Genomic DNA, 25,886 nt, shown 5'->3' with positions numbered 1-25,886 from the left:
CGCATTCACGGAAGTAGCATTTCCATTCATTACGCCAACTCTTGAGAAGAAAAGGGACGACCACTATGGCGCGCATTCTGTGGGCATTGATCGTGGGTCTGGTGTCGTTCGCCGCGCTTCCTGTCCATGCGGAGGACCAGGAGAAGCGTCTCGCGCTCGTGGTCGGCAACGGCGCCTATCAGGCCAGCGCGCTGCAGACCGCGGCAAACGATGCCGGATTGGTGGCGCAGACGTTGCAGGCCGCCGGCTTCGACGTGATCGGGGCGCGCGATCTCGATAGCGAGACGTTGCGCAAGTCGTTCCGCGATTTCATCCAGAAGGTGCAGGACGCGGGCCCCAACGCGGTGGCCTTCGTCTATCTCGCCGGCTACGGCGTGCAGCTCACCGGCGAGAACTACTTCGTGCCGGTCGACGCCAAGATCGCCCGCGACACCGACGTGCCGGTCGAGGCGATCCGCATCTCCGATTACAGCCATCAACTGTCGGCACTGCCGATCAAGGCCGGTGTGATCGTGCTCGACGCGGCGCGCAGCAATCCCTTCGCCAAGGACGGCCAGCCGCTGGCCGGCGGCCTTGCGCTGGTCGATCCCGATCCGAAGATGCTGATCGCCTTCAATTCCGCGCCCGGCACCGTCGCTCCCGACGGCGCGCCGCCTTACGGGCCCTATGCGCAGGCGCTGGCGGAAATGATTCGCGCCGGCGGCCTGACCCTGCCCGAAGTGTTCGACCGCGTCCGCCTGCGCGTCAACGAAATGACCAAGGGCGCCGAGATCCCGTGGAATGCGCAGAAGGTCGACGCGCCCTTCATGTTCTTCGAGCGCAAGCCGGATGCGCCGCCGCAGCAGGTCGATGCCGGACTGCGCACCAAGCCGATCCGCGATTTCCCGGCGCAGGATGCCTACGCGGCGGCGCTGGAGCGCGACACGCTGCAGGGCTACGAGGACTACCTGCAGGCCTATCCGAACGATCCGCAGGCCAAGCGGGTGCGCGTGATCGTGGCGGCGCGGCGCGAGGCCATCACCTGGCGGCGCACCTACAACGCCGATTCGACCGATGCGTATTGGTCGTATCTGCGGCGTTATCCGCACGGGCCGCATGCTTACGACGCAAGGCGCCGGCTCGCTTATCTGTCGGCCGCGCTGGAGCCGCCCGCGCAGTTCACCGTGCTCGACTATGACGTGCCGCCGCCGCCACCCGACGAGATCGTCTATGTCGACCGCCCGGTGCTCTACTACAGCGATCCGGTGTTCGCCTTCGCGCCGCCTCCGCCGCCGCCGGTGTTCTTCCTGCCGCCGCCGCCGCCGGACTTCGTCGTGTTGCCGCCGCCGCCGCCGCCGATCGGCCTGTTCGTGTTGCCGACGCCGTTCTTCGTGGCGATGCCGGCCTATGTCGCCGCGCCGGCCTATGTGGTGCCGCCGCAGAACAACATCGTGTTCAACAACATCCACAACACGACGGTCATCAACACCGTGATCAACAATCCCAACCCGACGCCGGCGCAGCTTCATGCGGCCGGGGTGACCGCGGCAATGGGCGGTGCACCGGTCACGGCAGCACCGCAACTGCCGGCCGCGGCGATGCAGCGCGCCAACCTGGCACGGCCTGGCGGTCCGCAAGGCGTGACGCCGGCGCAAGGCGCGGCGATGGGAGCGCCCGGCGCTGCGCCGAACGCAGCCGCCGCGCCGAACGCAATGGGTGCGCCGGGTGCGCATACCCTTCCGGGCGCGAAGAATGGACCGCCGCTGCTGCCGCAATCGGCGACCGCGCCGCCGAGCGCCGCGCAACAGCATGGCGCCGTGCAGCCGGGCGCCGCGCAGCCTGGAGCCGCGCAGCCTGGGGCCAAGCCGAATGTGGTCGCTCCCGGTAAGCCGGCGACAGCCATGGCACCTGCCAATGCGCAACCTGCGCCTCCGGCCAAGCCCGGCGCAGCCCCCACGACAAACGCGCCGGCCGCGCCCGCGACCGCCGGCAAGCCCGGCAGGCAGCAACCGCTCAGCCATGCCGCGACCGCGCCGACTGCAAATGTGAAGCCGGCAACAGCGCCGTCGCCGGCGAGCCGCGCCCCGTCGGGCCGGTCCGCGCCTGCAGCGCGTTCGGCACCCGCGCATGCCGCGGTGTCGCCGCCGCCGGTCTCCCGGCCCGCGCCGGCGCGGGTCGCAGCTCCGCCGCGTGCCGCACCTCCGCCGCCGCGTGCCGCAGCCGTTGCGCCGCGCCCGGCGCCCGCACCGGCTCCACGCGCCGCGCCACCGCCGCCGCCACGGCCGGCGATGCAAGCGCAACGCGCAGCACCGCCGCCAAGGCCCGCGGCACCAGCCCGCGCCGCGCCGGCATGCCCTCCCGGCAAATGCAAACACTGAGGGCATGACACCATGAGCCGAGCAGGTCAGCCTTCATGAGCATCACGGCCACACTCGGACCACGGACAGTCGCGAAACTAGAGCGTTTTCGAGCGAAGTGGATACCGGTTCGCGTGAAGAAAACGCGTCTGGTGATCGGCACGATCGCCGCGCTGGTGGCGTTCCACCAGCCGGCGCGGGCGGCCGAGCTCGCGGCGCAGGACATCGCGCTGCTCGACCGCCTGACCTGGGGCGTCAACGCGTCCAGCGCGGCGCATCTGCGCGAGATCGGCACCGAACGCTGGCTGCAGGAGCAGCTGCATCCGGCTGGCACGGCATTGCCGGTCGCCGTGCAGAAGCAGATAGAGGCGATGCCGGACGTGCATCGCTTCCCGTTCGACATTGCGGCCTCGTTCGACCAGCAGGGCAAATCCGCCAACCAGGTCGCCGATCCCGAGCAGAAAAAGGCGGCGCAACAGGTCTATCAGCAGGCCATGAACGACCGCGCCCGGCAGGCCGCGGCCCGCACCATCCTGCACGCGCTCTATGCCCCCGATCAATTGCGCGAACGCCTGACCTGGTTCTGGTTCAATCACTTCAATGTCCACCAGTACAAGTCCAACATCCGCGTGCTGGTCGGCGACTACGAGGACCGCGCGATCCGCGCCAACGCGCTCGGCAAGTTCCGCAATCTGCTGTCGGCGACGCTGCATCATCCGGTGATGCTGCGCTATCTCGACAACGCCGACAACGCGGCCGGTCATCTCAACGAGAACTACGCCCGCGAGATCATGGAGCTGCACACCATGGGCGTCGGCTCCGGCTACACCCAGGCCGATGTCGAGGCATTGGCGCGGATCCTCACCGGCGTCGGCATCGACTTCAAGTCGGAGGACCCGAAGCTGAAGCCCGAGCAGCAATCCCAGCTGGTTCGCGAGGGTGCCTTCGAGTTCAATCCGGCGCGGCACGATTTCGGCGACAAGGCTTTCTTGGGCCATCAGATCAAGGGCCGCGGCCTCGCCGAGGTCGATGAAGCCCTCGACATCCTGTGCCGTCACCCCGCGACCGCCACGCATATCGCAAAGCAGCTCGCGACCTATTTCGTGTCGGACAATCCGCCGCCCGCGCTGGTGCAGCAGATGGCGCAGACCTTCCAGAAGACCGACGGTGACATCGCGGCCGTGATGTCGACGCTGGTTCATGCGCCGGAATTCACCGCGAGCCTGAAGGGCGGCGCCAAGTTCAAGGACCCGATGCTCTACGTGATGTCGTCGGTGCGGCTTGCCTACGACAACAAGGTCATCCTCAACACGCTGCCGGTCCAGGGCTGGCTCAACCGTCTGTCGGAAGGCCTGTTCAACCACGAGACGCCCGACGGCTATTCGATGCTGTCGGCGGCCTGGAACGGTCCGGGGCAGATGATGCTGCGCTTCGAGATCGCGCGCGCGATCGGCTCGGGATCGGCCGGACTGTTCAAGCCGAACGAGCCCAATGCCGTCGATCAGCCGGCGTTTCCGCTTGTCATGAACGGCCTCTACTTCAGCAACATCAGGCAGACGCTGAGCCCGACCACGCTCGCCGCGCTCGACCAGGCGGTCTCGCCGCAGGACTGGAACACGCTGTTTCTGTCGTCACCCGAGTTCATGCACTGAAAGGGAGGTTCGCCGATGAACCGCCGCGAACTGCTCAAGGCCTTCGCCGCTTCCGCCTCGCTCACCCTTGCCGGCCGGGTCTGGGCGGCGCCCGCGACCGACGCGCGCCTGCTGGTGGTGTTTCTGCGCGGCGCCTATGACGCCGCCAATGTGGTGGTGCCGGTCGGCAGCGAATTCTACTACGCCTCGCGCCCGACGCTGGCGGTCGCGCGGCCCGATGCCGGCAATCCGAATGCGGCGCTGGCGCTCGACGCCGGCTGGGGACTGCATCCGGCGCTTCGCGAGTCGATCTATCCGCTGTGGGCCAGGCGCGAGATCGCCTTCGTCCCGTTCGCGGGCACCAGCGACGACCTCTCGCGCAGCCATTTCGAGACCCAGGACACGATTGAGCTCGGGCAGGCGGTCGGCGGCAGCCGCGACTACCGCTCCGGCTTCATGAGCCGGCTGGCGACCGAGCTGACGCGGGTGAAGCCGATCTCCTTCACCGACCAGCTGCCGCTGATCTTCCGCGGCCAGAACCAGATCCCGAACATCGGCATCGCCAGCGTCAGCAAGCCGGGCGTCGACGACCGGCAGGCGCGGCTGATCAGGGAGATGTATGCGAAGGGCGATCTCGCCAATTCGGTGTCGGAAGGCTTCCGCGTCCGCGACGACGTCTACAAATCGGTTTCCGAGGAGATGATGGCGGCCAACCGCGGCGCGGTGTCGCCGCGCGGCTTCGAACTGTCGGCGCGGCGGATCGGCCGCCTGATGCGCGAGCAGTTCAACCTCGGCTTCGTCGACGTCGGCGGCTGGGACACCCACGTCAACCAGGGCGCCGCGACCGGCTATCTCGCCGACCGTCTCGGTGAACTCGGCAGGGGCCTTGCCGGCTTCTCGGAAGAGATCGGTCCGGCGATGTGGCGCGATACGGTCGTGGTCGTGATCTCCGAATTCGGGCGGACGTTCCGCGAGAACGGCGACCGCGGCACCGATCATGGCCATGGCAGCGTCTATTGGGTGATGGGCGGCGGCATCAACGGCGGTCGGATGGCCGGCGAGCAGGTCCAGATCGCACAGGCGACGTTGTTCCAGAACCGCGATTATCCTGTGCTGACCGACTACAAGGCGTTCTTCGCCGGCTTGGTCCAGCACGTCTACGGCCTGCAGCAGGCGAGCCTCGAGCGCATCTTCACCGGGATCAAGCCGAAGGACCTCAACCTGGTGTGAAGGGGCACTGCCAAAATATCGAAACCAACGCCATGCCGGCATGGCCGGCGAACGGGTCCAGGCCGCGCGGGCGACGCTGTCCGCTTCGGCTATGCTTGGGATCCAGCCAACCGGGAGGCAAGAGAGCCATGATGGGACGGTTTTTCTCGCGACGGGCCGCCCTTGCGACGGCGGTCGAGTGTTCGTTCCTGTTAGCTCTGGGAGCGGCAGCACCCGCCGCGCATGCCGCCGACGTCAAGGTCATGAGCACGGTCGCGCTCACCCCTACACTCGGCGAACTGATCCCGAAGTTCGAGAGCAGCGGCGGCAACAAGCTAATGGTCGTCTACAGCACGATCGCCGATCTGAAGAAGCGGATCGAGGCGGGCGAAACCGCAGATGTGATGATCCTGTCGCGCACTGCCCTCGACGGTCTGCTGACCCAGGGCAAGGTTGCCCAGGGCAGCATCGTCAACGTAGGAAGCTCTTATGTCGCCGTCGGGGTACGTACCGGTGCGCCCAAGCCCGACATCAGCACGGTGGAGAAACTGAAGACTGCGCTGCTCGCTGCCAAATCGATCTCCTACGCCGATCCAGCGAAGGGCGGTGCCAGCGGCGTCTATTTCGCCAAGGTCATTGATCGTCTCGGCATCGCCGACCAGATGAAATCCAAGACCGTCCTGGTGCCGGGCGCCGAAGCGGGCGAACTCGTCGCCAAGGGCGAAGTCGAAATGGGCGTCGCACAGGCCTCGGAAATTGCCGCGGTTCCGGGGACTCAGGTGGTCGGCCCTCTGCCCGGTGATTTGAACAGCGCGATCGTCTTCGCGGTCGGCATCGGATCCACGAGCAAGGATCCGGCAGCGGCCAGATCGCTGATCGAGCTCCTCACCGGTCCGACCGGTTCCGCCGTGCTCAAGTCCAAGGGAATGGATCCGGCCTAGCGCGTTTTCGTCAAGGAGATTTTCGACCCCGGCTGACGAAGAACTTTTTCTCCACCTTCCTGCGGTATGCCAAAGTCTGCTCCGGGCGTACGACGGGACAAGGGGAAATCCGAAATCATGTTCATGGACCGTGGAATTGCCGACGCCGGCGCGATGGATGAGGGGACTCTGCCTGATCATCGGTCTCGGCTTGTCAACCGCCGGGCGTTTCTGTTCGGCTCCGCTGCCGGTCTCGCCGCGCTTAGCCTGGCTGGTTGCGCATCCGACTACATGAGCTTGGCCGAGGCGGAGAAACTCTACGGGCCCGTGCCCGACGAGAAATTCCCGATCCCCGCGGTCGACGTCAGGAAGGTCGATCCGAAATATTTTCGCAAGACAGTGAAGTACGACAGCGCAGAGACGCCCGGTACGATCATCGTCGATCCGAGCAAATACTATGTCTACCGGATCGAAGGCGAAGGAAACGCGACCCGCTATGGCGCCAATGTCGGCCGAGATGGGTTCCGCTGGAGCGGAGAGGCGTATGTCGGGCGCAAAGCCGAGTGGCCTACCTGGACGCCGCCCAAGGAGATGATCGCGCGCCAGCCGGAGGCGGGCAAATATGCTCGCGGCATGCCGGGAGGTCTCGACAATCCACTCGGCGCCCGCGTGCTCTACCTCTATCAAAATGGGGTGTACACGCTTTACACGATCTATAGCACCAGCGATCCCGAAACGATCGGGAACGGCATTACGAGCGGCTGTACCGGCCTCCTCAGCCAGGACATGCTCGACCTCTATTCGCGAACGCCCGTCAAGACGAAGGTGATCGTACTGCCGGCATAGGCTCGGTCTGCACATCTCCTCTTCACCGTCCCTTCTTTGATCGGCCAAGCCAGATCACGACCGCACCTGCGAGCAGCACGGCAGCCGATATCACCAGCGAGGCATGTGCGCCTGCAATGAACCCATAGTCCCCTCCGACCAGCGAGCCGAACAGAGCAACACCAAGCACGCTGCCTGTTTGTCGCGTCGCATTCAGTACGCCTGCGGCGATGCCGGATCGCGACTTCTCGACACTGCCGAGCAGTGTCGAGGTCAAAGGCGGCACGAGCAGGCCGAGGCCGCCGCCGAGGACGACGAGTTGCACGCCGATCGCCCAGTAGCTCGTGCCTGAGGTCATGGGCAGCAGCGCAATGCAGCCCGCGGCGGTGATCACCGAAGCCAGCGCGATGGTTTGCGGCGCGCCCAGGCGCTCGCTGACCGACGCGGCGACGAGGTTGGCGGGCAGCACCATGCCCATCATGGGCACAAAGGCGAGGCCCGTTGCGAACGGCGACCAGCCACTGACCTTCTGGAAATAGAGGCTCAGCACGAAGATCAGGCCGTAGAAGGCGATGTTGAAGAGAAGCCCGACCAGCGCGGTCAGCGCGAACATGCGATGGCCAAACAGCGAGAGCGGCAGCATCGGTTGCGGCGCGCGTGCCTCGCGCCATACGAACAGGAGTCCGATCACGGCCGCCGCCGCGAAGCCCATGATGACGAGCGGATGGCTCCAGCCGAGCACGCCGCCCTCGATCAGAGCGCCGGCCAGCGTGCCGAGCGCTGCGATCGCCGCGATCTGACCCGGCAGATCGATCTCGCGCTGCGCGAGTCGCGGCGTCTCCTCCGCATAACGCCATGCGAGCCAGAGGCCGGCGGCGCCAATCGGCAGGTTGACCAAGAAGATCGAGCGCCAGCCGACCAGCGCGATCAGTGCGCCGCCGACGAACGGCCCTGCAGTCAGTGCGACGCTCGCACCTGCAGCCCAGAAGCCGACCGCGCGGCCGCGCGCCTGCGGATCGGCATACGCGTGATTGAGCAGCGTCAGCGAGTTCGGCACCAGGATCGCCGCCGCCAGGCCCTGCACGGAGCGCGCGGCGATCAGGAACACCGCCGACGAGGCCAGTGCGCAGGCGAGCGAAGCCAGCGTGAAGATTGCAAAGCCCCCGATGAATATCCGTTTGGCGCCAACGCGGTCACCGAGCGCGCCGGCGGTCAAAATGAAGGCAGCGAACGCGATGGTATAGGCGGTCACCACCCATTGCAGCTCGGCGACGCTGCCGCCGAGCGAGGTCCCGATGCTGCTCAGCGCGGTGTTGACGATGGTGATGTCGAGCTGCACCACGCCAAGGCCGAGGCTCATGGCCGCAAGCGCCAGCGGCTTCGCGAGATGCGAATGCAATGACGTGTTGTCGGGGCGGGCTTGTTCCCGACGCCTTGTGTCGAGCAAAGTTGGTTGCATTGATCACACTCAGTTGTCTGTGAGAATTTGACGGCTCAGATAAGCCCCGTTTTGCGATGATCATTCGATATCGATCGAATATTCGACGCCGCAGGATGATCTATGCTTGGTGACAGCACTTGCTTCGACGGGGCGTATTGGTGTCCGCGCAATCTATGTCCCGCGATCGCGCCGGTCTCGCGGAAACACTACGATCTTCGCCGAAGTGTTTGTGCTTGGCGCTGCGTCCTGGTCGGCGTAGGACAAAGAGATGGACACGGGACCCAAGATCGCGCAGGTCGCGGCACTCGTCGGCGATCCGGGGCGCGCCAACATGCTTAGTGCGCTGATGGATGGCCGAACGTTGACCGCCACGGAGCTCGCCTATCTGTCCGGCGTGGCGCCGCAGACGGCGAGTGGCCATCTCGCGAAACTCAGCGACGCCGGACTGCTCGCGGTTGAAAGGCGGGGCCGACGACGATATTTCCGTCTGGCCTCTCCGCTTGTCGCACGCATGCTGGAAGGTCTCATGGTCGTGGCGCAGGAAGGACCCGCACGGCAGCGCAATCTCTGGCGCGGCGGAGAGACGCTTCGACACGCGCGCACATGCTATGACCACATGGCCGGCCGCATCGCCGTTGCAATCGCCGACCGGCTGGTCCAACAGTCGTTTATTCTGCTCGACGAGGATGGCGGCCAACTGACCGATGCCGGTCGGTCATTCTTCGATGCGTTGGGCGTCGATCTTTGCCTCGCCTCCAAGCGCCGAGTGTTCTGCCGACCTTGTCTCGACTGGAGCGAGCGCCGGCCGCATCTGGCCGGGGCGGTCGGCGCTGCCATTCTTCGTCACGCCCTCGAGCACGATTGGGTCGAGCATATCCGGGATAGCCGCGCGCTCCTCGTGACTCCCGTTGGCGTTAGAGAACTTGCCGCAACGTTCGGCATTGAGGGCGCACTACCAACGGACGCCTGCAAGGGGCCTGTTGCATCACTGTCCCGAGGCCGGGCAGCGGTTATCCCGGTTTAGACAGCTTCCCCCGGAGTGGAGCTAGCAGTGCATCAGCCGCTTCGGCCGCGGCTACTGTCGTTCGTATTTGACCTCAAAATCGCGGGATTGTGGGACCAAGCAAGCCGACGCGGCCAGTGAGAAACATTCGACGAAGTCCGCCTTGGGTCAATCCTCGATCATGCGCGGGACGACGTGGAGCGGCAGCACCACCCCGAGCCTCTCAAGCATGCGCTGGAAATCGCTTGCCATGTAGCGATCGTTTTCGGTGACCAATCCGAGCAGCTCGCCGCGTCCCTCAACAGCGACCGGGCCGATCGCACCAAGCGCGCGCTCAAGCGGGTCGAGCAGCGGCCGTCCCGGCGCCGCGCGCTCGAGGAAGCTGCGCAGCCACGGAAGATGGGTGCTGGAGAGCGTCATCGCCCCGATATCGGTATGTCGGGAATCGAGCGCGGAGACGAACGCGTCGACCTGTCGTTGGACACCGCCCTGGTCGAAAAGAAAAGCGCCGCTCTCGACCAGATCCACCAGCGGAGATGCATTGACGAGGTGAACGCGATCGACGTCATCGCCCGCTTCGGCAGCCGCGAAGGCGCGCATCTCCGCGCTTTCGACCAGCGACTTGACGCCGAGAACCGCAACGTGTCGCCCCTTCGCCTGTTGCAACGCGTCCTTCACCGGCGGGCGTACCCCGAACACCGGCACGGCGATCATGTCTTTCAGATCGTCCAGCACCGTGATCGAAGGTGCGTTGGATGCGACGAGGATCGCCGCGGGATCGAAGCGCGCAAGGAAGGTCAGGGTTCGCTTCATGGTGTCGAGAAGCTCCTGGCGACTCTTGCCGCCATAGGGAAAGCTTGCCCGATCGGCGAAATAGATGAGGTCCTGCTTCGGAAGCGCGCGCTGCAACGCGGCCACGGCCGCATAGCTGCCGATGCCCGCGTCGAACACGGCAACGGGCTTCCTCAGGACAGGAAAATCAGGCATTTGGTCGGTCATTGGCTTCCGATGGAGTTGCCGGCTAGGCCTTGGCGGCGAGGTCGGCGATCGCCTTCATCACCGCGTTGCGGATGCCGGGATCGTAGAGGATATGGCCTGCGCCATCGACGATGCGGACCTCGCTGCCCGGCCAGCGCGCGGCGAGTGCGTGCGACGTCGCGGGCGGGCACAAGAGATCATAGCGGCCCTGCACCAGGATGCCGGAAATGCCGGCGAGCTTGCCGGCCTCGTCCATCAGCTGGTTGGGCCGCATGAAGCAATCGTTGGCGAAGTAGTGCGCCTCCATGAACGGCGTCGAGGGCAGGGCGCCCGAGGCCTTGAGGTCGAGCCGCGTCTGCTTCGGCGTGTGCTCCGACAGCACGCGTTCGGTGTCGTGCCAGGCCCGCGCGGCCGGCGCATGCACGGTGGCGTCGGGATCGAGGATGCGGCGATAATAGGCCGCAAGCGGCGCCGTGCGCTCATACTCGGGCAGGAAGTTGAGGAAGTCCTCTGAGAGATCGGGATAGAAGCGCGGCAAGGCGCGCAGGAAGACGTCTTCCAGTTCCTCGGCTGTGCCGAGAAAGGTCGCGCGCAGCGCGAGGCCGCTGACGCGTTCGGGATGGGCCTCTGCATAAGCCAGCGCCAGCGTCGCCCCCCAGGAGCCGCCGGCCACCATCCAGCGCGCGAAGCCGAAGCGCTCGCGGATCTTCTCCATGTCGGCGATCAGATGCTGCGTCGTGTTGTGGTCGCGGCCGCCCTTCGGCCGGCTGCGGCCGCAGCCGCGCTGGTCGAACAGCACGGCGTGAAAGCGCTCCGGATCGAACAGCCGGCGATGGTCCGGCTGGCAGCCGCTGCCCGGGCCGCCATGCAGATAGACCGCAGGAATGCCGCCCTCGCGCCCGACGCTCTCGACGTGAAGGTTGTGGCCGTCGCCGACATCGAGCCATTCCGACGTCAGGGGAGCGAAGGGATCGGCGCGCCTGGCAGCCTTGCCGGCGTCGGCGTCAGGAGCCATCGTGCTTGTCCTGGCGTTCGTCCGCCTCCAGCGTGCCGCCGGCGAAGTTGCGATACAGGAAACGGTTCTGCGAGCCGGCGGATTCCTGCTCGGCCTGCTTGAAAATCTCCTCGTGCCGCGGCGACAGCGCGCAGGCCGGGTCGGTATTCCCTGCATCGCCGGTCAGCGCAAAGGCCTGGCAGCGGCAGCCGCCGTAATCGACCTCGCGGAATTCGCAGGACTTGCACGGCTCCGGCATCCAGCCGGTGCCGCGATAGCGGTTGAACGCCTCCGAGTTCTGCCAGATCCAGGCGATCGAATGGTTCGAGCGCACCGACTCGAATTCGAGCCCGGTGATGCTTTCGGCGGCGTGGCACGGCAGCACCTTGCCGGCCGGCGAGATGTTGAAGAACTGGCGACCCCAGCCGCCCATACATTTCTTCGGCCGCAGCGCGTAGTAATCCGGCACCACATAGTCGATCGCGAGCGTGCCCTTCAGGCGCGCCTGGGCTTCCTCGACGATGCGGCTGGTCTCTTCGATCTGCTCGACCGTCGGCATCAGCGCGGCGCGGTTCTTCAGCGCCCAGCCATAATACTGCACGTTGGCGACTTCGAGCCGGTCGGCGTCGAGGTCGACTGCCATCTGGATGATGTCGGGCAGCTGATGCAGGTTCTGCCGGTGCATCACCGCATTGACCGTGAGCGGCATGTCGAGCTCGCGGGTCCATTTCGCGACTTCGAGCTTCTTCCTGTGCGCGTCCTTCAGGCCGGCAACGCGATCGGCAACCAGGGGCTCGTTGCCCTGGAAGCTGATCTGCACATGGCTGAGGCCGGCATCGGCCAGCGCCGAAAGCTTGTCCTTCGTCAGCAGCACCGCCGAGGTGATCAGGTTGGAATACAGCCCGACATCGGTCGCGTGCTGCACCAGCTCGACGATGTCCTTGCGCGCGGTCGGCTCGCCGCCGGAGAAATGGACCTGCAGCACGCCGAGCTCGGCAAGCTCGCTCAGCACCTTCTTCCACTCGTCTGTGGTGAGCTCGGTCGAGCCGCGGTCGAGCTCGACCGGGTTGGAGCAATACGGACATTGCAGCGGGCAGCGATGGGTGATCTCGAGCAGTACCGCGAGCGGGATGCCGTAGGTCTCGGCCGCCGAGCGCGTTTGCTCGAGCACCGCGAGCCCGTCGGTTGGGCCTGCTGTCGTCGTCTTGTTGCCGGCGAGCGTGTCACTCATGCTGTGCTCTCGCGCGCTTCGGTGAGAAAGCCCTTGTCGGCCAGGTCCTGCAGCATGGCGATCACATCGGTTGCGATCGCCTCGCGCGGCGCGGCGTATTTTTCCGCGAGCTGGTCCACCATTTGGGCGACGCTGCGGACGCCGTCGCAGAGATGCAGCACCTCGACGGCGATTTCATCCGGTGCCAGCACGCGCTCCGGCGCCAGGATCACCCAGACCTGCCGCGTCTCGTCGAATTTCAGCTTGGCATGACGCGGCAGTTTCGGCCGGCTGGTCTCGCTGACGTTGATGTTGCGGCTGGCCATGATCGTATCCCTAACTGGCCTTCGGCACGAAGGCGCCGGGCGGAATCTGGCCGTCGACATAGGCGTGGTAGAGCGCGTCGAGCTGCACCCAGAGCACGTTGGTCTTGAAGATCAGCGCGTTGCATACCGCCTCGCGCTCGGCCGGCGTCCTGGCATGCTGCTTGACGTAGTCGAGCGCAAAGCCGGCGTCGCGCGGCGCCTGCGTCAGGCGGCGGCTGAAATAGCTCATGATGTCGGGGTTGACGAAGTCGTAATGCTTCAGCATCCCGGAGATGCGCTCCTCATGCAGGTTCGGCGCGAACAATTCGGTGAGCGAGGAGGCGATCGCCTCCAGCGGCGTGCGGTCGCGGCAGAAATGCACATAGGCTTCCACGGCAAAGCGCGTCGCCGGCAGAATGCCTTCGGTGGACTCCACATAGGCCGTATCGAGCCCGAGGCCTTCGGTCAGCTTCAGCCAGCGTTCGATGCCGCCTTCATTGCCGAGATCGCCGTCATGATCCTCGATGCGATGGCGCCATTCGATCCGCGTGTTGCGGTCGCGGAAGCGCGAAATCACCATCGCGTCCTTCAGCGGGATCGTGCTCTGGTAGTAATAGCGGTTCAGCGCCCAGGCCTGGACCTGGCCCTTGTTGAGCTTGCCGCCGTGCAGCAGGCGGTGGAACGGGTGCAGGCTGTGATAGCGCGTCGCACCGATGGTGCGCAGCGTTGCCTCCATCTCCTCGGCAGTTTCGAGCGCGATGCCCTTGCCGATCGAGAGCGCGGTCATTCCGTTGGTAGGCACGACATTCACAGCACGATCTCCGTTCCGTCGGAGGGAATCTGCCAGCCCGCCTGTTCGGCCGCCTTGCGTTCGGCCGAGGTCCCAAGCAGCGCCGGGTTGGAGTTGTTGATATGCAAAAACACTTTTCGTCCGATGTCGAGCCCGGCGAGGCTTGCGATCGCGCCTTGATCGCCCGACATCGCGATATGTCCCATGCCCTGGCCGGTCTTGTTGCCGAGCCCGGCCGCGATCAGCTCGTCGTCGCGCCACACCGTGCCGTCGAAGAACACCAGCGGGGCGCCCTTGAGCCGGGCTTTCAGGTCGTCGGTCACGCGGGCGCAGGCGGCCAGGAAGTAGAAATATTTGCCGCTGCGCTTGTCCGCAATACGCAGGCCCAGCGTATCGCCGACACCGTCGGCGCCCGCCGGATGCGCCTTGCCCTCGAGATACCAGGCGCCCTTGCCGGGAACCTCGAACGGCAGCACCTCGAGCCCGGACGGCGATCCGTCGGGCAGGGCCGGCTCGAAGGCCTGGTCGACCGCGATCGGGTGGCGGGCGACGTTCTTCCCGCTGAGCACGTTGAAGATGCTGTTCGCGCGCAGGATCGCCAGCACCCGTTCGTGCGCGTAGATCGTAAACGGCGAGCCCTCGCGCATCGACAGCAGCCCGGTGACGGCATCGATCTCGCCATTGGTGAGCATGACGCCCGCGATCGGGCTGTGGCGCAAGGCGCCGGGCTTCGGATGCAGCTGCGGCGTTGCGATCAGCTGCTGACGGAGATCGGGGGACGCGTTGACCAGGAACCAGTGCGCGCCGTCGCCGCTGACTGCGATCGAGGCTTGCGTGCTCTGCAATTCGGGATGGTCGCCACGTGCCGTTCGGCACACGGTACAGCCGCAGTTCCACTGCGGAACGCCGCCACCCGCCGCGGCACCCAGGACGACGACACGAAGCATGATCCGTCCCCTGGAGACGTTGAACGCGGATCCAAAATAACGCGGACCCAAAAACGTTACGAGGTGGACTCCGGATTTGGAACACACCCCCGTGCTCGGGAGCGCGTTACGCCCGGATGTCCACCTGCGCTAAAACGCTAAACGTGTATAGGGCGCTGCCGCTTACTTGCGGGTGGCGCACATATACATGTTGATTTCCATGCCGACCGACACTTCGACGATCTTCGGTGCTTTCCAGGCCATTAGGCTCTCCTTGTTGCAACCGGACGAACTTTCCGCCCTGCAGGTAAACTACTGTGGTTGGAAAAGTTCGCCACTTAAATTTTTCGCTAGGCATCCCCGGGAACGGCATGCTGCATTGCGGAAGACAAATCCGGCCCACTCACAAATTTGTGCGCGCTTTTCCCGTCAAAACCCGGTGCCGTCAGACCTTTTTCCTGTTGTTCGCCACACGGCGAATGGTGATCTTGGATTAAGAGACAGGGGCCAGATGATCCTCCGAAGGTCCTGATGACGATTCTGTGCTTCCCCGCCACGGGAAGCGACTAACCGAGCCGAGTTCTGCCGATGCCACGCTATTTCTTCAATACCCGTATCGGCGACGAGCTGATTTCCGATCCCGACGGCGAAATCCTGCGCGACCCGGATCGCGCGTGGGAGATGGCGCGGGCGATGATTCGCGAGCTGCTGAAGACCGAAGGCGCCGACGGCGCGCTGCTCAGCGCGGTCATCGAGGTGACCGACGACGAGGGCGAGATCGTACTGGAGTTTCCATTCACCGAGGCGATCCTCGATCGCCCGGACCGCTCGATGACGAGGCACTGACGAGCGCTGACAAGGCCGCGTTGGTCACAACGATCCGTTGGACCGTCGTCACAACCATGCGTTGGGCGATGTCGGCATGTTTCCGATTGCATTTGTCCGGACAAATTCGCAAGACTATGAACGGAAAGCCTGATGGCGCCGGTCGACATTAATGGCGCGATGAACAAAGGCTTCCACCCAGGGGAGATCATCATGAAAAAACACTCGTTCGCACCGCGCAGCCTGCTGCTGGCGGGGGCCATGCTGGGCGCGTTCACGCTCTCTGCTGCGGCGCAGCAGCCGGCCGCCGCGCCCGCCGCGGGCGCCGCTCCGGCCGCCCAGCCGCTGCCGCCGGGCTCGCCCTTGATCGGACGTCCGGACAATGAAGCCGCCGCCAAGCTCGCGCCGGTGGCGCCGCCGCCGCTGCCATCAGCGCCCGACAAGCTGCCGCTCGCCAAGCTCAAGGTCCCGGCCGGCTTCAATGTCGAGGTCTACGCCGCCGGCATGGCCAATGCGCGCTCGCTGGCGCTCGGCGACAAGGGCACCGTGTTCGTCGGCAGCCGCCTCGTCGACAAGGTCTATGCAATCGTCAACAAGGACGGCAAGCGCTCGGTCAAGGTGATCGCCTCCGGGCTCTACCGCCCGAACGGCGTCGCCTTCAAGGACGGCACGCTGTACATCGCCGAGCTCTCGAAGGTCTCCAAGATCGACAAGATCGAGGACAATCTGGACAACCCGCCGAAGCCGACCGTCATCTACGACAAGCTGCCGAAGGACGAGGCACATGGCTGGAAGTTCATCGCCATCGGTCCCGACAACAAGCTCTATGTCCCGGTCGGCCAGCCCGGCAACAACGTGCTGCATGATGCCGACCACGGCCAGATTCGCCGCATGAATCTCGATGGCTCCGGCGCCGAGGTGTATGCGCTCGGCGTGCGCAACTCGGTCGGCTTCGACTGGAATCCCGAGACCAAGCAGATGTACTTCACCGACAACGGCCGCGACTGGCTGTCGGAGACGGTGCCGGAAGACGAGCTCAACCGCGTCACCAAGGCGGGCGAGGATTTCGGCGCGCCGTTCTGCTACCAGGGCAACATCATCGACCAGGAGCTCGGCTGGGGCAAGAACTGCAAGGACTACACAGCGCCGGTCGGCCTGATGGGCCCGCACACCGCCTCGCTCGGCATGCGCTTCTACACCGGAAGCCAGTTCCCGAAGACCTACAAGAACGTGATCTTCGTCGCGCGTCACGGCTCCTGGAACAAGTCGCAGAAGCAGGGCGGTGACGTCGTCGTCGTGAGGCTGAACAAGGACGGCACCGTGAAGTCGATCGAGCCGTTCATGACCGGCTTCCTCGAGGACAACAAGTATGTCGGCCGTCCGGTCGACGTGATGCTGCTAAAGGACGGCTCGCTGCTGGTCTCCGACGACTGGAACGGCGCGGTCTATCGCGTCAGCTACGGCAAGCCGAAGGTCGCCAACCAGTAACTGAAAGTCGTCATCGTCGTTGCGCGCGAAGCGAAGCAATCCATTCCGCCACTTGCGGCGATATGGATTGCTTCGTCGCTTCGCTCCTCGCAATGACGGAACATGCCGGGAGCGGCCAATGCATAAAACAATCATCGCAGCCTTGGCACTGGCCGCTCTCAGCTTCTCCGCAAATGCCGAGACCATCCAGGAACGCGCCGCGGCGTGCTTTGCGTGCCATGGCGAGCGCGGCACGTCGGAGACCGAGAACACGCCCTCGCTCGGCGGCCAGCAGGCGCCCTATGCGCTGATCCAGCTGTTCATGTTTCGCGAGAAGCTCAGGGTATTCGACCCGATGAACGAGATGGCGAAGCCGATGACCGACGACGATTTGCGTAGCTTCTCGGATTTCATCGCCACCCTGCCGAAGCCGACGCCGCCTGCTGACGCCGGCGATCCGGCGCGGATGGCGCGCGGCCAGGCGCTGGCGCAGCAGAACCGCTGCAACAGCTGCCACAACACCGATTTCTCGGGCAAGGACAACGTCCCCCGCATCGCCAACCAGCGCGAGGACTACCTCGCCAAGACGCTGGCCGAATACAAGGACAACAGCCGGCACGGCTACGACGCCACCATGGCGGACGTGATGCAGACGGTCACCAAGGAGCAGATCGGCGACCTTGCCTATTACGTCGCGCATTTCCGCTGACCGGCTACGCGGCGGGAAGCTGGCCTTGCTCTGCATGTAGCGCTAAAACGCCTCCGTCATACGGAGTGTCTCATGCAGGATCTTTGGCGTCTGTCGGCAACCGAGCTCGCCGGCCTCATCAAATCGAAGAAGGTATCGGCGAAGGAGGCGGCCGAGGCCGGGCTCGCCCGGCTCGATGCGGTCAACCCTGACATCAACGCGGTGGTCGATCACCGGCCGGACGACGTGCTGGCGCAGGCCGCGAAGGTCGATGCGGCCATTGCGCGCGGCGAGGCGGTCGGGCCGCTTGCCGGCGTGCCTGTTACAATCAAGGTCAATGTCGACCAGGAGGGCTACGCCACCACCAACGGGCTGAAGGCGCAGCGCGACCTGATCGCCAAGGCCGACAATCCGGTGGTCGCCAATCTGCGCAAGGCCGGCGCGGTGCTGCTCGGCCGCACCAATTGCCCGGCGGTGTCCTACCGCTGGTTCACCACCAACCTCATTCACGGCGACACCAAGAACCCGCGCGATCCCGGCATCACCCCGGGCGGCTCGTCGGGCGGCGCGGGCTCCGCGGTCGCGGCCGGCATCGGCCACATCGCGCACGGCACCGATATCGCAGGCTCGATCCGCTATCCGGCCTATGCCTGCGGCGTGCACGGCCTGCGGCCGAGCATGGGCCGCATCCCGGCCTTCAATGCCGCATTGCCGGAGCGTCCGATCGGTCCGCAGATCAGCGCGGTCTCGGGCCCGCTGGCGCGCACGGTGGGCGACCTGCGCATCTCGCTCGCGGCGATGTCGGCGCCGGACTATCGCGATCCCTGGTATGCGCCGGTGCCGCTCGAGGGCCCGCCGCGCGAGAAGCGCGTTGCGATGTGCCTCAATCCCGATGGTCTCAACCCGGTGCCGGAAGTGGTCGCCGCGGTCGCCGATGCCGGCAAGCGTCTGCAAGCCGCCGGCTGGATCGTCGACGAGATCGCAAACACGCCGTCCTTGCGCGAGGCGGCCGAGATCCAGACCCGGCTCTGGCTCGGCGACGGCTACGAGGCGCAGCTCGCGTTTGCCGAGCGCGAGGGCGATCCCGGCGCGCTGGCCTGCCTGCGCGGCGTCCGCGCGCGGGTGCATCCGTTCGACCTGTCGCAGGCGCTGACCCGCCGCGCGACGCTGACGCGCGAATGGTTTGCCTTCCTCGACAAATATCCGGTGCTGCTGATGCCGGTCTCCGGCGAGCTGCCGTTCCCGGATCATCTCGACCGCAAGGACGAGGCGTCGTTCGCACGGGTGTGGCACGCGCAGCTGCCGCAGATCGCGATCCCGTTCATGGGGCTGCCGGGGCTCGTCGTCTCCACCGGGCTGGTGGGACGGATTCCAGTCGGCGTGCAGCTGGTGGCGGCCCGCTATCGCGAGGATCTCTGTCTTGCCGCGGGCGAGGCGGTTGAAGCCGGCGGCACGCCGTCGGCGGCCATTGATCCGGTGACCTGAGATGGCGACGGTCTACGATTTCACGGCCAAGTCGCTCGCCGGCGAAGAGATGCCGTTGCGGCAGTTCGAGGGGCAGGTGCTCTTGATCGTGAACACGGCGAGCGCCTGCGGGTTCACGCCGCAGTACAAGGGCCTGCAAGAGCTGCACGCCGGCCTCTCGCCGCGCGGCTTTGCCGTGCTCGGCTTCCCCTGCAACCAGTTCGGCGCGCAGGAGCCGGGCGATGCGAAGCAGATCGCGGCGTTCTGCGAAACCAACTACGCCGTGACGTTTCCGATGTTCGCCAAGATCGACGTCAATGGCAGCGGCGCGCATCCATTGTACGAACACCTGAAACGTGAGAAGTCGGGCCTGCTCGGGCCGGCGATCAAATGGAACTTCACCAAGTTTCTGGTCGATCGCGCCGGCAAGGTCGTGGCGCGGCATGCGCCGACCGCCCGGCCCGAAGGATTGAAGAAGGAAATCGAGGCGCTGCTATGAGCGACGACACCAACGACCAATTCCCCGACCGCCTCTCGGTCGATCCGAACAGCCCGTACTACAACGCGGAGATTCTGGCGCGCGATGTCGGCATCCGCTTCAAGGGCGCCGAGAAGACCAATGTCGAGGAATACTGCATCAGCGAGGGCTGGGTGCGGGTCACCGCCGGCAATGCCAAGGACCGTTACGGCAATCCGCTGACCATCAAGGTGCACGGCCCCGTCGAGCCGTATTTCAGGGACAAGGCGAAGTCCTGAACAGACTCCACCGCCGTCATTGCGAGCGCAGCGAAGCAATCCATCGCGCCGCAAGCTGAAATGTGGATTGCTTCGTCGCTCGCTCCTCGCAATGACGATGAGGAGGCGGCAAGCCCAACTTTGAAGGCGCAAGCATGTCCGTCCGCATCGTCGACGTCCGCGAGGTAACAAAACCGATCTCCTCGCCGATCCGCAACGCCTATATCGACTTCACCAAGATGACCTCGAGCCTGGTCGCCGTGGTCACCGATGTGGTGCGCGACGGCAAGCGGGTGATCGGCTACGGCTTCAATTCCAACGGCCGCTACGGGCAGGGCGGGCTGATCCGCGAGCGCTTCGCGCCGCGCCTGCTTGAGGCCGATCCGAAATCGCTGCTCGATGCCACCGGCGACAACCTCGATCCGGACAAGGTCTGGTCGACCTTGATGTCGAACGAGAAGCCGGGTGGGCACGGCGAGCGTTCGGTTGCGGTCGGCACCATCGATATGGCGGTGTGGGACGCGGTGGCGAAGATCGCGGGCAAGCCGCTATTCCGGCTGCTTGCGGAGCGCCACGGCGTGACCGCCAATCCGCGCGTCTTCGTCTATGCGGCCGGCGGCTACTACTATCCGGGCAAGGACCTCGGCGCGCTGCGCAAGGAGATGCGCGGCTATCTCGACCGCGGCTACAACGTCGTGAAGATGAAGATCGGCGGCGCGCCGCTCGGCGAGGACCGCGAGCGCATCGAGGCGGTGCTGAAGGAGATCGGCAGCACAGCGCAGCTTGCAGTCGACGCCAATGGCCGTTTCGATCTGGAGACCGCGATCGCCTACGCCAAGATGCTGCGGGAGTATCCGCTGTTCTGGTACGAGGAGGCCGGTGATCCGCTCGACTACGCATTGCAGGCCACTTTGGCCGAGTTCTATCCCGGGGCGATGGCGACCGGCGAGAACCTGTTCAGTCACCAGGATGCGCGGAATTTGATCCGCTACGGCGGCATGCGGCCAGACCGCGACTGGCTGCAATTCGACTGCGCGCTGTCCTACGGGCTCTGCGAGTACCAGCGTACGCTCGAGGTACTGAAGACCCACGGCTGGTCGCCGAGCCGCTGCATCCCGCATGGCGGCCACCAGATGTCGCTCAACATCGCGGCCGGCCTCGGGCTCGGCGGCAATGAGAGCTATCCCGACCTGTTCCAGCCTTATGGCGGGTTCCCGGACGGCGTCCGCGTCGAGAACGGCCACATCGTGATGCCCGACCTCCCGGGAATCGGCTTCGAGGGCAAGTCGGATCTCTACAAGGAAATGAAGGAGCTGGCGGATTAGCCGGTGCCCGTCCGGCCAGCCCGGCAGGCTTGGGTCCGCTCGCAAATAGTTTGAGCATCGCTCAATAAAATATTGAACGTTGCTCACGTTCCGATATACTCATGCAGGAGAAGCGCCTTGTCCGGGACCGGGAAGGCGTCAGAACCGGCCATGAGGATCGCCGCATGCCATATTCAGCGAAGAGTCTCCGGGAAGCTGCCGATGCCGGGGTGATCAGCCCGGTTGATCTGGACCGGCTGCTCGCCTTCCTGGCCAGCCATGAAGGGCAGGGCGACGCCAGCCCGGCGGCCAGGTTCGATGCCGCCCATGTGCTCTGGTACGCCGGCGCGCTGATCGTGATCGGCGCCATGGGCCTGTTCTCGACCCTGGCGTTCACCCAGATGGGCGGCCGGGCGCTCACGGCCTGCGCGATCGCCTACGCCACCGCTTTCGGCGTCGCCGGTCACCACCTTTGGTACGGCAAGAATCTGCGGGTTCCCGGCGGCTTGTTGATCGCGATCGCGGTCTCGATGGCGCCGCTCGCGGTCTATGGCATCCAGGACGAGCTCGGCTGGTGGGGCAAGTTCGGCAAGCCCGGAACCGTGCAGGACTTCTATGTCTGGGTGAAGGGCAGCTGGATCTTCATGGAGCTCGCGACGGTTGCCGCCGGCGTCGTCGCGCTGCGCTACTTCCGCTTCGCCTTCATCGTCGCGATCATCGCATTCGCGCTGTGGTTCATGTCGATGGACCTGGCGCCGTGGTTCAGCGGCACGGCGCATGCCGACTTCGAGACGCAGCGCCGCGTGTCGGTCTGGTTCGGATTGGCCGTCCTCGCGGTCGCCTGGATCGTGGACTATCGCAGCAGCAACGGCGACTTTGCGTTCTGGCTGCATCTGTTCGGTCTGATGGCGTTCTGGGGCGGAATCACCGCGTCCTCGAGTTCAACCGAACTGGGCAAGGCGGTCTACTGCCTGCTTAATGTCGGCCTCATCGTGATCGCCGTGATCCTGATGCGGCGCGCTTATGCGGTGTTCGGGGCGTTCGGCATCTGCCTCTATCTCGGACATCTCGCCGACGTCGTGTTCAAAGACTCGCTGTGGTTTCCGTTCTCGCTGTCGCTGATCGGAATTGCGGTGATCGCCGCGGGCCTACTCTACCATCGCAACGAGCGTGCGATCGCCGCCTGGCTCGAAGCGCATCTGCCGGCGGGACTGCGACCGCGGTCCGCGACCACGTGACGCAGGCGGCGCTGCGGTCTATCCCAAGATCGACGAGACCTCGATCGGACCGGGTTGCGCTCGGCGTAGTTGGCTGACATGAGGAGAGCTCAACTTACGTTTGCGGTGGGGCCGATATGGATTTTGCGAATGCCTTGCGTCAACACACCATGCGGCTCAGAAGCGCGGTTGCAGGCCGATTGAGCGCAACGGCCTCAGTTGCAGGTGAGGCATATACAGCGGCTCTCGATTGGAAGAATAACAGCGAATTCAGCAATTGGCTGACGGATCACCTGAGCAAGCAGTGTGCGACACTTGCTAGTAGGGCTATGGATGCTGAATATCTGCGCACAAACATTGGAGGCGGATGGCATAGGCTTTACGATGGCGGTCACAGCCTTCTTGGTAGTTGGAGCGCCGTTAGCTCGTCGCTGCCTGAGCTTGGTGCGCTGGACCGGCTTGGAGCGTGGGCAAACGAATACTGGAAAGACCTGATCACCACGCGCGGCATGCCGATCATCGTCCTCGATCATGCTGATCAGGTCAGCGAATATTTCAAGCATCTGGATTGTGTAAATGTCGCTCAACTCATTGGTGGGGACCTTTGTGGCATATCGATCTACTGCAATTGGAACGACGCGGCTAAGTTGGTGGCGTCAGCCACGGCGACCGAATGCAGCGGCATCGTCTACGCTAACGTGGTGGCCCCGCTAGTTAGCCTGATCGCCCTTGGGCGAGCTTATTTCTTGATTAGAGAATCCGAGCAGGATGATCTCCAAGCTTTGATTGAGCCCGCTTTGAGGGGGCTCACACGTAGCGGCGCTACCGTTCTGCTGATCACCGCTTTACCCGGTGGCTTCCTACTGCACCTTAGCAGCGGCATCGTGATTAGCCTCGGCCACAGCTACGTCTGGGAGAAGGGCAGGGAGAATAAAGAGGCCATCCTGACAATGATGAGGGGCTGCCTCGCCGACCCGCAAGGAAGTGTTGCCTCACGGCTCCCGCTCCCGCCAAATTTTGCTCTCGAACGGCCTCCCGGGTGAGACTGCACTTGACACCGGGTTAGGTTAGTTCGCGACGCGGCACAGCAAAGAATATCGTGAACCCAACTTATTAGCTTAGGCTTGGCCAAGCTAATTGTCTTGAGACGTCGTCATTGCGAGGAGCGAAGCGACGAAGCAATCCATGCTTCCGCTGCGGGACTATGGATTGCTTCGCTTCGCTCGCAATGACGGGGGGAGAGCGGCGGCCTACCCCAGCCGCATATCCAGCAGCCGCCGGCCTTCGCCCTTGAGGAGCTTCTTCACCGTGCTGGAGGCGATCACCTCGCCAGTGTTGGCATAGGCCTCGTGGTTCTTCTCGATGTCGTCGAGCCGGTAGAGATAGTTGACCATGATGCCGGCGGATTCGCGCAGGCCCTTGGACGAGAGGTCGCCGAGCCAGTTGATCCGCTCCAGCCGCGCACCGTTGCCGAGATGGAAGCGCGCGACCGAATCGATCAGCCGGCCCTTCGGCGTGCGCGCCTTCAGGAAATAATAGGCGGCGAGCGGCTCCAGCACGGCGCGCAGCTCCGTGGCGAGCTCGGCGTTCTCGGGCCAATCGGGCTTGCCGAGGCTCTCCAGCAGCTGGCGGTCTTCGTCGGTCAGCGGCACGTCATCGGCCTGCTTGACCCACTGCATGAAGCCCGGCACCGGCGACAGCGTCACGAAGTTGTCGAGCTTGGGCAATTCGCGGCGCAGCTCCTCGACCACCTGCTTGATCAGGAAGCTGCCGAACGAGATACCGCCGAGGCCGCGCTGGGTGTTGGAGATCGAATAGAACACCGCGGTGCGGGCCTTCTCGACCGGCACCGGCTCGCGCTCTTCCGCCAGCAGCGGCGCGATCGCGCCCGGGATCGCTTCGGTCAGCGCAACCTCGACGAAGATCAAAGGCTCGTCGGCCAGCGCCGGGTGGAAGAATGCGTAGCAGCGGCGATCGATCGGATCGATGCGGCGGCGCAGGTCATCCCAGTCGCGGATCTCATGCACCGCCTCATAGCGGATGATCTTCTCCAGAATATTGGCCGGCGACGACCAGTCTATCCTGCGCAGCACGAGGAATCCCCTGTTGAACCAGGACGAGAGCAGATGCACCACGTCGCGATCGAGCGCGGCGAGATCCTTGTTGCCCTTCATCAGTGAAAGCAGATCCGAGCGGATCGATACCAGCTCGCCGGTGCCGCCCGGCGCGCGATTGAGCCGGCGGATCAATTCCTGGCGGCGCGGCTCGGAGGCGAAATGCAGGTCGCTGGCGTCGTCGCCATTGGTCTTGGCGCTCCAGCTCTCGATCGCCTGCGCCAGCTTGGCGTGATCGGGACCGAAATCGCGGGCCAGCGTCTGGAAGAACGACAGGCGGCCGGCGGCGTCGAGGTGGTGGTAGCGGTCGAGCACTTCGCGCGCCATCGCGGTGCCGGAGGCCTCGCCCCGGCCGGACAGCAGCGCCTCGCACAATTCCAGCAGTTCGGACGCATCCTGCTTGTCGTTGGCCGGGCTGGCGCGGCCGAGCAGGACGCGGCCGCGTTCGGAGATCGTCGAGAGCAGGTCGGAGAAGAAGGCGTTGGCCATTTACGGGTCGTATCCAGCGGGTCGTATCCAGTGAAGCCGGACCTTACACGGGATTTAAGGTCGGCAGGAATGCAATCAAGCGCATGGATCGTACGGAAATATGTCGCAGCGCGACAGCGGTATAATTCGCCTTATCATTCGTCTTGGCTGCGCCCGGTGACAAACCCCGTTCACGTTTTCTCCGCGAATGCGGTCGGTGTCCTGCCGGTAACCTGGCGGAACGCGTGGGAAAATGCCGGCACGCTGGCATAGCCGAGGTCGGAGGCGACCTGTTTGACAGAGACGTTGGTGCCGGTCGACAGGCGCTCGATCGCGGCCGCGATGCGGGCGCGCTGGCACCAGCTCTTGAAAGAGAGCTGCGTCTCCGCCGCGAACAGCCGCGACAGTGTCCGCGCCGAGGTGCCGACCGTGCGCGCCAGCGCGTCGATCTCGTGGTCCTTGGTCGGATCGGCCAGCACGATGTCGGCGGCGCGGCGGCAACGCGGCTCCTGCGGCAGCGGGATGAAGGTCGCGGAGTCCTCGGCCTGATGCAGCTCCAGCATCACCAGCCTGATCAGCAGATCGGTGCGCTCGCGTCCGCATGACGCGTCGAACAGCGCAAGGATCGCCTGGTGCACCAGCGGCGACACCCGCACCACGAATTCGTGGCCGAGGCTGTCGCTGCGCTTCTCGCGCGCAAGCCAGGCCTGGTCGAAATACAGCGTGCGCATCTCGATGTCGGCAAGCACGTCGATCGCATGCGGGAGCAGGGCGGGGACCCACACCGCGCGGTCCGGCGGCACCAGCCAGCGGCCCTTCGGCGTCGTCACCTGCATGGTGCCGCTGGCGGCATAGACCAGCTGCGCCTCGCGGTGCATGTGGGGATCGAGCCGGACGCCCTTCTGGTAGCTGCGCGCGACCATGTGCACGCCGTCGCCGGTGACGCGCCGGTCCTTGTGAAGGGCTCTGATTGGCGGCTCAGCGATAGTCATTGGCGACATCCCGTCAGGACAAGCACCTATAACCTACTTTCGAG

At 65.1% G+C, this 25,886-nt stretch carries 25 protein-coding genes; 15 read left to right on the top strand and 10 right to left on the bottom strand.

The window, feature by feature from the left end; translation table 11 throughout:
* The first annotated feature begins 65 nt into the window (after positions 1–65).
* The 5 genes from FBZ93_RS29570 to FBZ93_RS29550 all read left to right on the top strand — a co-directional run bounded on the left by FBZ93_RS29570 (position 66) and on the right by FBZ93_RS29550 (position 6,942).
* Positions 66–2,357, top strand: a complete 2,292-nt coding sequence (locus FBZ93_RS29570; RefSeq protein ID WP_146990852.1) for a caspase family protein — start codon at positions 66–68, stop codon at positions 2,355–2,357.
* A gap of 113 nt (positions 2,358–2,470) precedes the next feature.
* Positions 2,471–3,988, top strand: coding sequence for a DUF1800 domain-containing protein (locus FBZ93_RS29565; RefSeq protein ID WP_246667696.1), 1,518 nt, complete (start codon positions 2,471–2,473; stop codon positions 3,986–3,988).
* Between the two features lie 15 nt (positions 3,989–4,003).
* On the top strand, positions 4,004–5,197 hold the full coding sequence (locus tag FBZ93_RS29560) for a DUF1501 domain-containing protein (protein WP_146990848.1): 1,194 nt from the start codon (positions 4,004–4,006) through the stop codon (positions 5,195–5,197).
* Positions 5,198–5,328: 131 nt separating this feature from the next.
* Positions 5,329–6,117, top strand: a complete 789-nt coding sequence (locus FBZ93_RS29555) for a molybdate ABC transporter substrate-binding protein (RefSeq protein ID WP_167529263.1) — start codon at positions 5,329–5,331, stop codon at positions 6,115–6,117.
* A 117-nt stretch (positions 6,118–6,234) separates the two neighbouring features.
* On the top strand, positions 6,235–6,942 hold the full coding sequence (locus tag FBZ93_RS29550) for a L,D-transpeptidase (RefSeq protein WP_146990844.1): 708 nt from the start codon (positions 6,235–6,237) through the stop codon (positions 6,940–6,942).
* A gap of 22 nt (positions 6,943–6,964) precedes the next feature.
* Here the strand turns inward: FBZ93_RS29550 and FBZ93_RS29545 are convergent, their stop codons facing one another.
* Complete coding sequence (locus tag FBZ93_RS29545; RefSeq protein WP_246667698.1) at positions 6,965–8,281, bottom strand: MFS transporter; 1,317 nt, start codon at positions 8,279–8,281, stop codon at positions 6,965–6,967.
* Between the two features lie 349 nt (positions 8,282–8,630).
* Between FBZ93_RS29545 and FBZ93_RS29540 the strand changes: the two genes are divergently transcribed.
* Positions 8,631–9,386 (top strand): ArsR/SmtB family transcription factor, encoded by a 756-nt coding sequence (locus FBZ93_RS29540; protein ID WP_146990840.1) that lies wholly within the window; start codon positions 8,631–8,633, stop codon positions 9,384–9,386.
* Positions 9,387–9,533: 147 nt separating this feature from the next.
* Here the strand turns inward: FBZ93_RS29540 and FBZ93_RS29535 are convergent, their stop codons facing one another.
* From FBZ93_RS29535 to pqqA, 7 genes are all read right to left on the bottom strand, one after another.
* Positions 9,534–10,352, bottom strand: coding sequence for a glutamate racemase (locus tag FBZ93_RS29535; protein WP_246667695.1), 819 nt, complete (start codon positions 10,350–10,352; stop codon positions 9,534–9,536).
* A gap of 34 nt (positions 10,353–10,386) precedes the next feature.
* On the bottom strand, positions 10,387–11,358 hold the full coding sequence (gene pip / locus FBZ93_RS29530) for a prolyl aminopeptidase (RefSeq protein ID WP_146990836.1): 972 nt from the start codon (positions 11,356–11,358) through the stop codon (positions 10,387–10,389).
* On the bottom strand, positions 11,348–12,568 hold the full coding sequence (pqqE, locus tag FBZ93_RS29525; RefSeq protein WP_146990835.1) for a pyrroloquinoline quinone biosynthesis protein PqqE: 1,221 nt from the start codon (positions 12,566–12,568) through the stop codon (positions 11,348–11,350). The genes pip and pqqE overlap by 11 nt, the downstream gene beginning before the upstream one ends.
* A complete protein-coding gene (pqqD, locus tag FBZ93_RS29520) occupies positions 12,565–12,873 on the bottom strand; it encodes a pyrroloquinoline quinone biosynthesis peptide chaperone PqqD (RefSeq protein ID WP_167529262.1) in 309 nt (102 codons plus the stop codon). The genes pqqE and pqqD overlap by 4 nt, the downstream gene beginning before the upstream one ends.
* A gap of 10 nt (positions 12,874–12,883) precedes the next feature.
* On the bottom strand, positions 12,884–13,639 hold the full coding sequence (pqqC, locus tag FBZ93_RS29515) for a pyrroloquinoline-quinone synthase PqqC (protein WP_146990913.1): 756 nt from the start codon (positions 13,637–13,639) through the stop codon (positions 12,884–12,886).
* 20 nt (positions 13,640–13,659) lie between these two features.
* The gene (pqqB, locus tag FBZ93_RS29510; RefSeq protein WP_146990833.1) at positions 13,660–14,589 is read right to left on the bottom strand and encodes a pyrroloquinoline quinone biosynthesis protein PqqB; all 930 of its coding nucleotides are present in this window, start codon (positions 14,587–14,589) and stop codon (positions 13,660–13,662) included.
* Between the two features lie 162 nt (positions 14,590–14,751).
* Positions 14,752–14,832 (bottom strand): pyrroloquinoline quinone precursor peptide PqqA, encoded by an 81-nt coding sequence (gene pqqA / locus FBZ93_RS29505; RefSeq protein WP_035635412.1) that lies wholly within the window; start codon positions 14,830–14,832, stop codon positions 14,752–14,754.
* 324 nt (positions 14,833–15,156) lie between these two features.
* On the opposite strand from pqqA, the gene FBZ93_RS29500 reads away from it, so the two are divergent.
* The 9 genes from FBZ93_RS29500 to FBZ93_RS29460 all read left to right on the top strand — a co-directional run bounded on the left by FBZ93_RS29500 (position 15,157) and on the right by FBZ93_RS29460 (position 23,311).
* A complete protein-coding gene (locus FBZ93_RS29500) occupies positions 15,157–15,414 on the top strand; it encodes a DUF6894 family protein (protein ID WP_016839844.1) in 258 nt (85 codons plus the stop codon).
* A gap of 192 nt (positions 15,415–15,606) precedes the next feature.
* On the top strand, positions 15,607–16,881 hold the full coding sequence (locus tag FBZ93_RS29495) for a PQQ-dependent sugar dehydrogenase (RefSeq protein ID WP_146990831.1): 1,275 nt from the start codon (positions 15,607–15,609) through the stop codon (positions 16,879–16,881).
* Between the two features lie 118 nt (positions 16,882–16,999).
* Positions 17,000–17,569: a c-type cytochrome gene (locus FBZ93_RS29490; protein ID WP_146990829.1), complete on the top strand. Its 570-nt coding sequence runs from the start codon at positions 17,000–17,002 to the stop codon at positions 17,567–17,569.
* Positions 17,570–17,641: 72 nt separating this feature from the next.
* On the top strand, positions 17,642–19,033 hold the full coding sequence (locus tag FBZ93_RS29485) for an amidase family protein (RefSeq protein WP_146990828.1): 1,392 nt from the start codon (positions 17,642–17,644) through the stop codon (positions 19,031–19,033).
* A 1-nt stretch (position 19,034) separates the two neighbouring features.
* Entirely contained in the window at positions 19,035–19,511 is a 477-nt protein-coding gene (locus FBZ93_RS29480; protein ID WP_146990826.1) for a glutathione peroxidase, read from the top strand.
* A complete protein-coding gene (locus FBZ93_RS29475; protein ID WP_050422511.1) occupies positions 19,508–19,768 on the top strand; it encodes a DUF3297 family protein in 261 nt (86 codons plus the stop codon). Before FBZ93_RS29480 ends, FBZ93_RS29475 begins: the two co-directional genes overlap by 4 nt.
* A gap of 134 nt (positions 19,769–19,902) precedes the next feature.
* The gene (locus tag FBZ93_RS29470) at positions 19,903–21,072 is read left to right on the top strand and encodes a mandelate racemase/muconate lactonizing enzyme family protein (RefSeq protein ID WP_146990825.1); all 1,170 of its coding nucleotides are present in this window, start codon (positions 19,903–19,905) and stop codon (positions 21,070–21,072) included.
* Between the two features lie 164 nt (positions 21,073–21,236).
* Positions 21,237–22,289, top strand: a complete 1,053-nt coding sequence (locus FBZ93_RS29465) for a hypothetical protein (RefSeq protein WP_146990823.1) — start codon at positions 21,237–21,239, stop codon at positions 22,287–22,289.
* A 116-nt stretch (positions 22,290–22,405) separates the two neighbouring features.
* Positions 22,406–23,311: a hypothetical protein gene (locus FBZ93_RS29460; protein WP_146990821.1), complete on the top strand. Its 906-nt coding sequence runs from the start codon at positions 22,406–22,408 to the stop codon at positions 23,309–23,311.
* Between the two features lie 207 nt (positions 23,312–23,518).
* Here FBZ93_RS29460 and FBZ93_RS29455 read toward each other — a convergent pair whose 3' ends face one another.
* On the bottom strand, positions 23,519–24,871 hold the full coding sequence (locus FBZ93_RS29455; RefSeq protein WP_146990820.1) for a malonyl-CoA decarboxylase: 1,353 nt from the start codon (positions 24,869–24,871) through the stop codon (positions 23,519–23,521).
* A 170-nt stretch (positions 24,872–25,041) separates the two neighbouring features.
* The gene (locus tag FBZ93_RS29450) at positions 25,042–25,842 is read right to left on the bottom strand and encodes an AraC family transcriptional regulator (RefSeq protein ID WP_167529261.1); all 801 of its coding nucleotides are present in this window, start codon (positions 25,840–25,842) and stop codon (positions 25,042–25,044) included.
* Positions 25,843–25,886: the final 44 nt, after the last annotated feature.

Source organism: Bradyrhizobium macuxiense, assembly GCF_007993935.1.
Taxonomy (GTDB): domain Bacteria; phylum Pseudomonadota; class Alphaproteobacteria; order Rhizobiales; family Xanthobacteraceae; genus Bradyrhizobium; species Bradyrhizobium macuxiense_A.
The sequence above is the reverse complement of the archived record's forward strand: the minus strand, read 5'-3'. Positions and strand labels throughout refer to the sequence as shown.

Coding starts and splice junctions, on each gene's coding strand:
- FBZ93_RS29485 (WP_146990828.1), top strand. CDS start 17,642: ATGCAGGATCTTTGGCGTCTGTCGGCAACCGAGCTCGCCGGCCTCATC.
- FBZ93_RS29475 (WP_050422511.1), top strand. CDS start 19,508: ATGAGCGACGACACCAACGACCAATTCCCCGACCGCCTCTCGGTCGAT.
- FBZ93_RS29470 (WP_146990825.1), top strand. CDS start 19,903: ATGTCCGTCCGCATCGTCGACGTCCGCGAGGTAACAAAACCGATCTCC.
- FBZ93_RS29540 (WP_146990840.1), top strand. CDS start 8,631: ATGGACACGGGACCCAAGATCGCGCAGGTCGCGGCACTCGTCGGCGAT.
- FBZ93_RS29555 (WP_167529263.1), top strand. CDS start 5,329: ATGGGACGGTTTTTCTCGCGACGGGCCGCCCTTGCGACGGCGGTCGAG.
- pqqB (WP_146990833.1), bottom strand. CDS start 14,589: ATGCTTCGTGTCGTCGTCCTGGGTGCCGCGGCGGGTGGCGGCGTTCCG.
- pqqC (WP_146990913.1), bottom strand. CDS start 13,639: ATGACCGCGCTCTCGATCGGCAAGGGCATCGCGCTCGAAACTGCCGAG.
- FBZ93_RS29545 (WP_246667698.1), bottom strand. CDS start 8,281: ATGAGCCTCGGCCTTGGCGTGGTGCAGCTCGACATCACCATCGTCAAC.
- FBZ93_RS29570 (WP_146990852.1), top strand. CDS start 66: ATGGCGCGCATTCTGTGGGCATTGATCGTGGGTCTGGTGTCGTTCGCC.
- FBZ93_RS29450 (WP_167529261.1), bottom strand. CDS start 25,842: ATGACTATCGCTGAGCCGCCAATCAGAGCCCTTCACAAGGACCGGCGC.
- FBZ93_RS29550 (WP_146990844.1), top strand. CDS start 6,235: ATGTTCATGGACCGTGGAATTGCCGACGCCGGCGCGATGGATGAGGGG.
- FBZ93_RS29495 (WP_146990831.1), top strand. CDS start 15,607: ATGAAAAAACACTCGTTCGCACCGCGCAGCCTGCTGCTGGCGGGGGCC.
- FBZ93_RS29465 (WP_146990823.1), top strand. CDS start 21,237: ATGCCATATTCAGCGAAGAGTCTCCGGGAAGCTGCCGATGCCGGGGTG.
- pqqD (WP_167529262.1), bottom strand. CDS start 12,873: ATGGCCAGCCGCAACATCAACGTCAGCGAGACCAGCCGGCCGAAACTG.
- FBZ93_RS29480 (WP_146990826.1), top strand. CDS start 19,035: ATGGCGACGGTCTACGATTTCACGGCCAAGTCGCTCGCCGGCGAAGAG.
- FBZ93_RS29455 (WP_146990820.1), bottom strand. CDS start 24,871: ATGGCCAACGCCTTCTTCTCCGACCTGCTCTCGACGATCTCCGAACGC.
- pqqE (WP_146990835.1), bottom strand. CDS start 12,568: ATGAGTGACACGCTCGCCGGCAACAAGACGACGACAGCAGGCCCAACC.
- FBZ93_RS29535 (WP_246667695.1), bottom strand. CDS start 10,352: ATGCCTGATTTTCCTGTCCTGAGGAAGCCCGTTGCCGTGTTCGACGCG.
- pqqA (WP_035635412.1), bottom strand. CDS start 14,832: ATGGCCTGGAAAGCACCGAAGATCGTCGAAGTGTCGGTCGGCATGGAA.
- FBZ93_RS29460 (WP_146990821.1), top strand. CDS start 22,406: ATGGATTTTGCGAATGCCTTGCGTCAACACACCATGCGGCTCAGAAGC.
- FBZ93_RS29500 (WP_016839844.1), top strand. CDS start 15,157: ATGCCACGCTATTTCTTCAATACCCGTATCGGCGACGAGCTGATTTCC.
- FBZ93_RS29560 (WP_146990848.1), top strand. CDS start 4,004: ATGAACCGCCGCGAACTGCTCAAGGCCTTCGCCGCTTCCGCCTCGCTC.
- FBZ93_RS29490 (WP_146990829.1), top strand. CDS start 17,000: ATGCATAAAACAATCATCGCAGCCTTGGCACTGGCCGCTCTCAGCTTC.
- pip (WP_146990836.1), bottom strand. CDS start 11,358: ATGGCTCCTGACGCCGACGCCGGCAAGGCTGCCAGGCGCGCCGATCCC.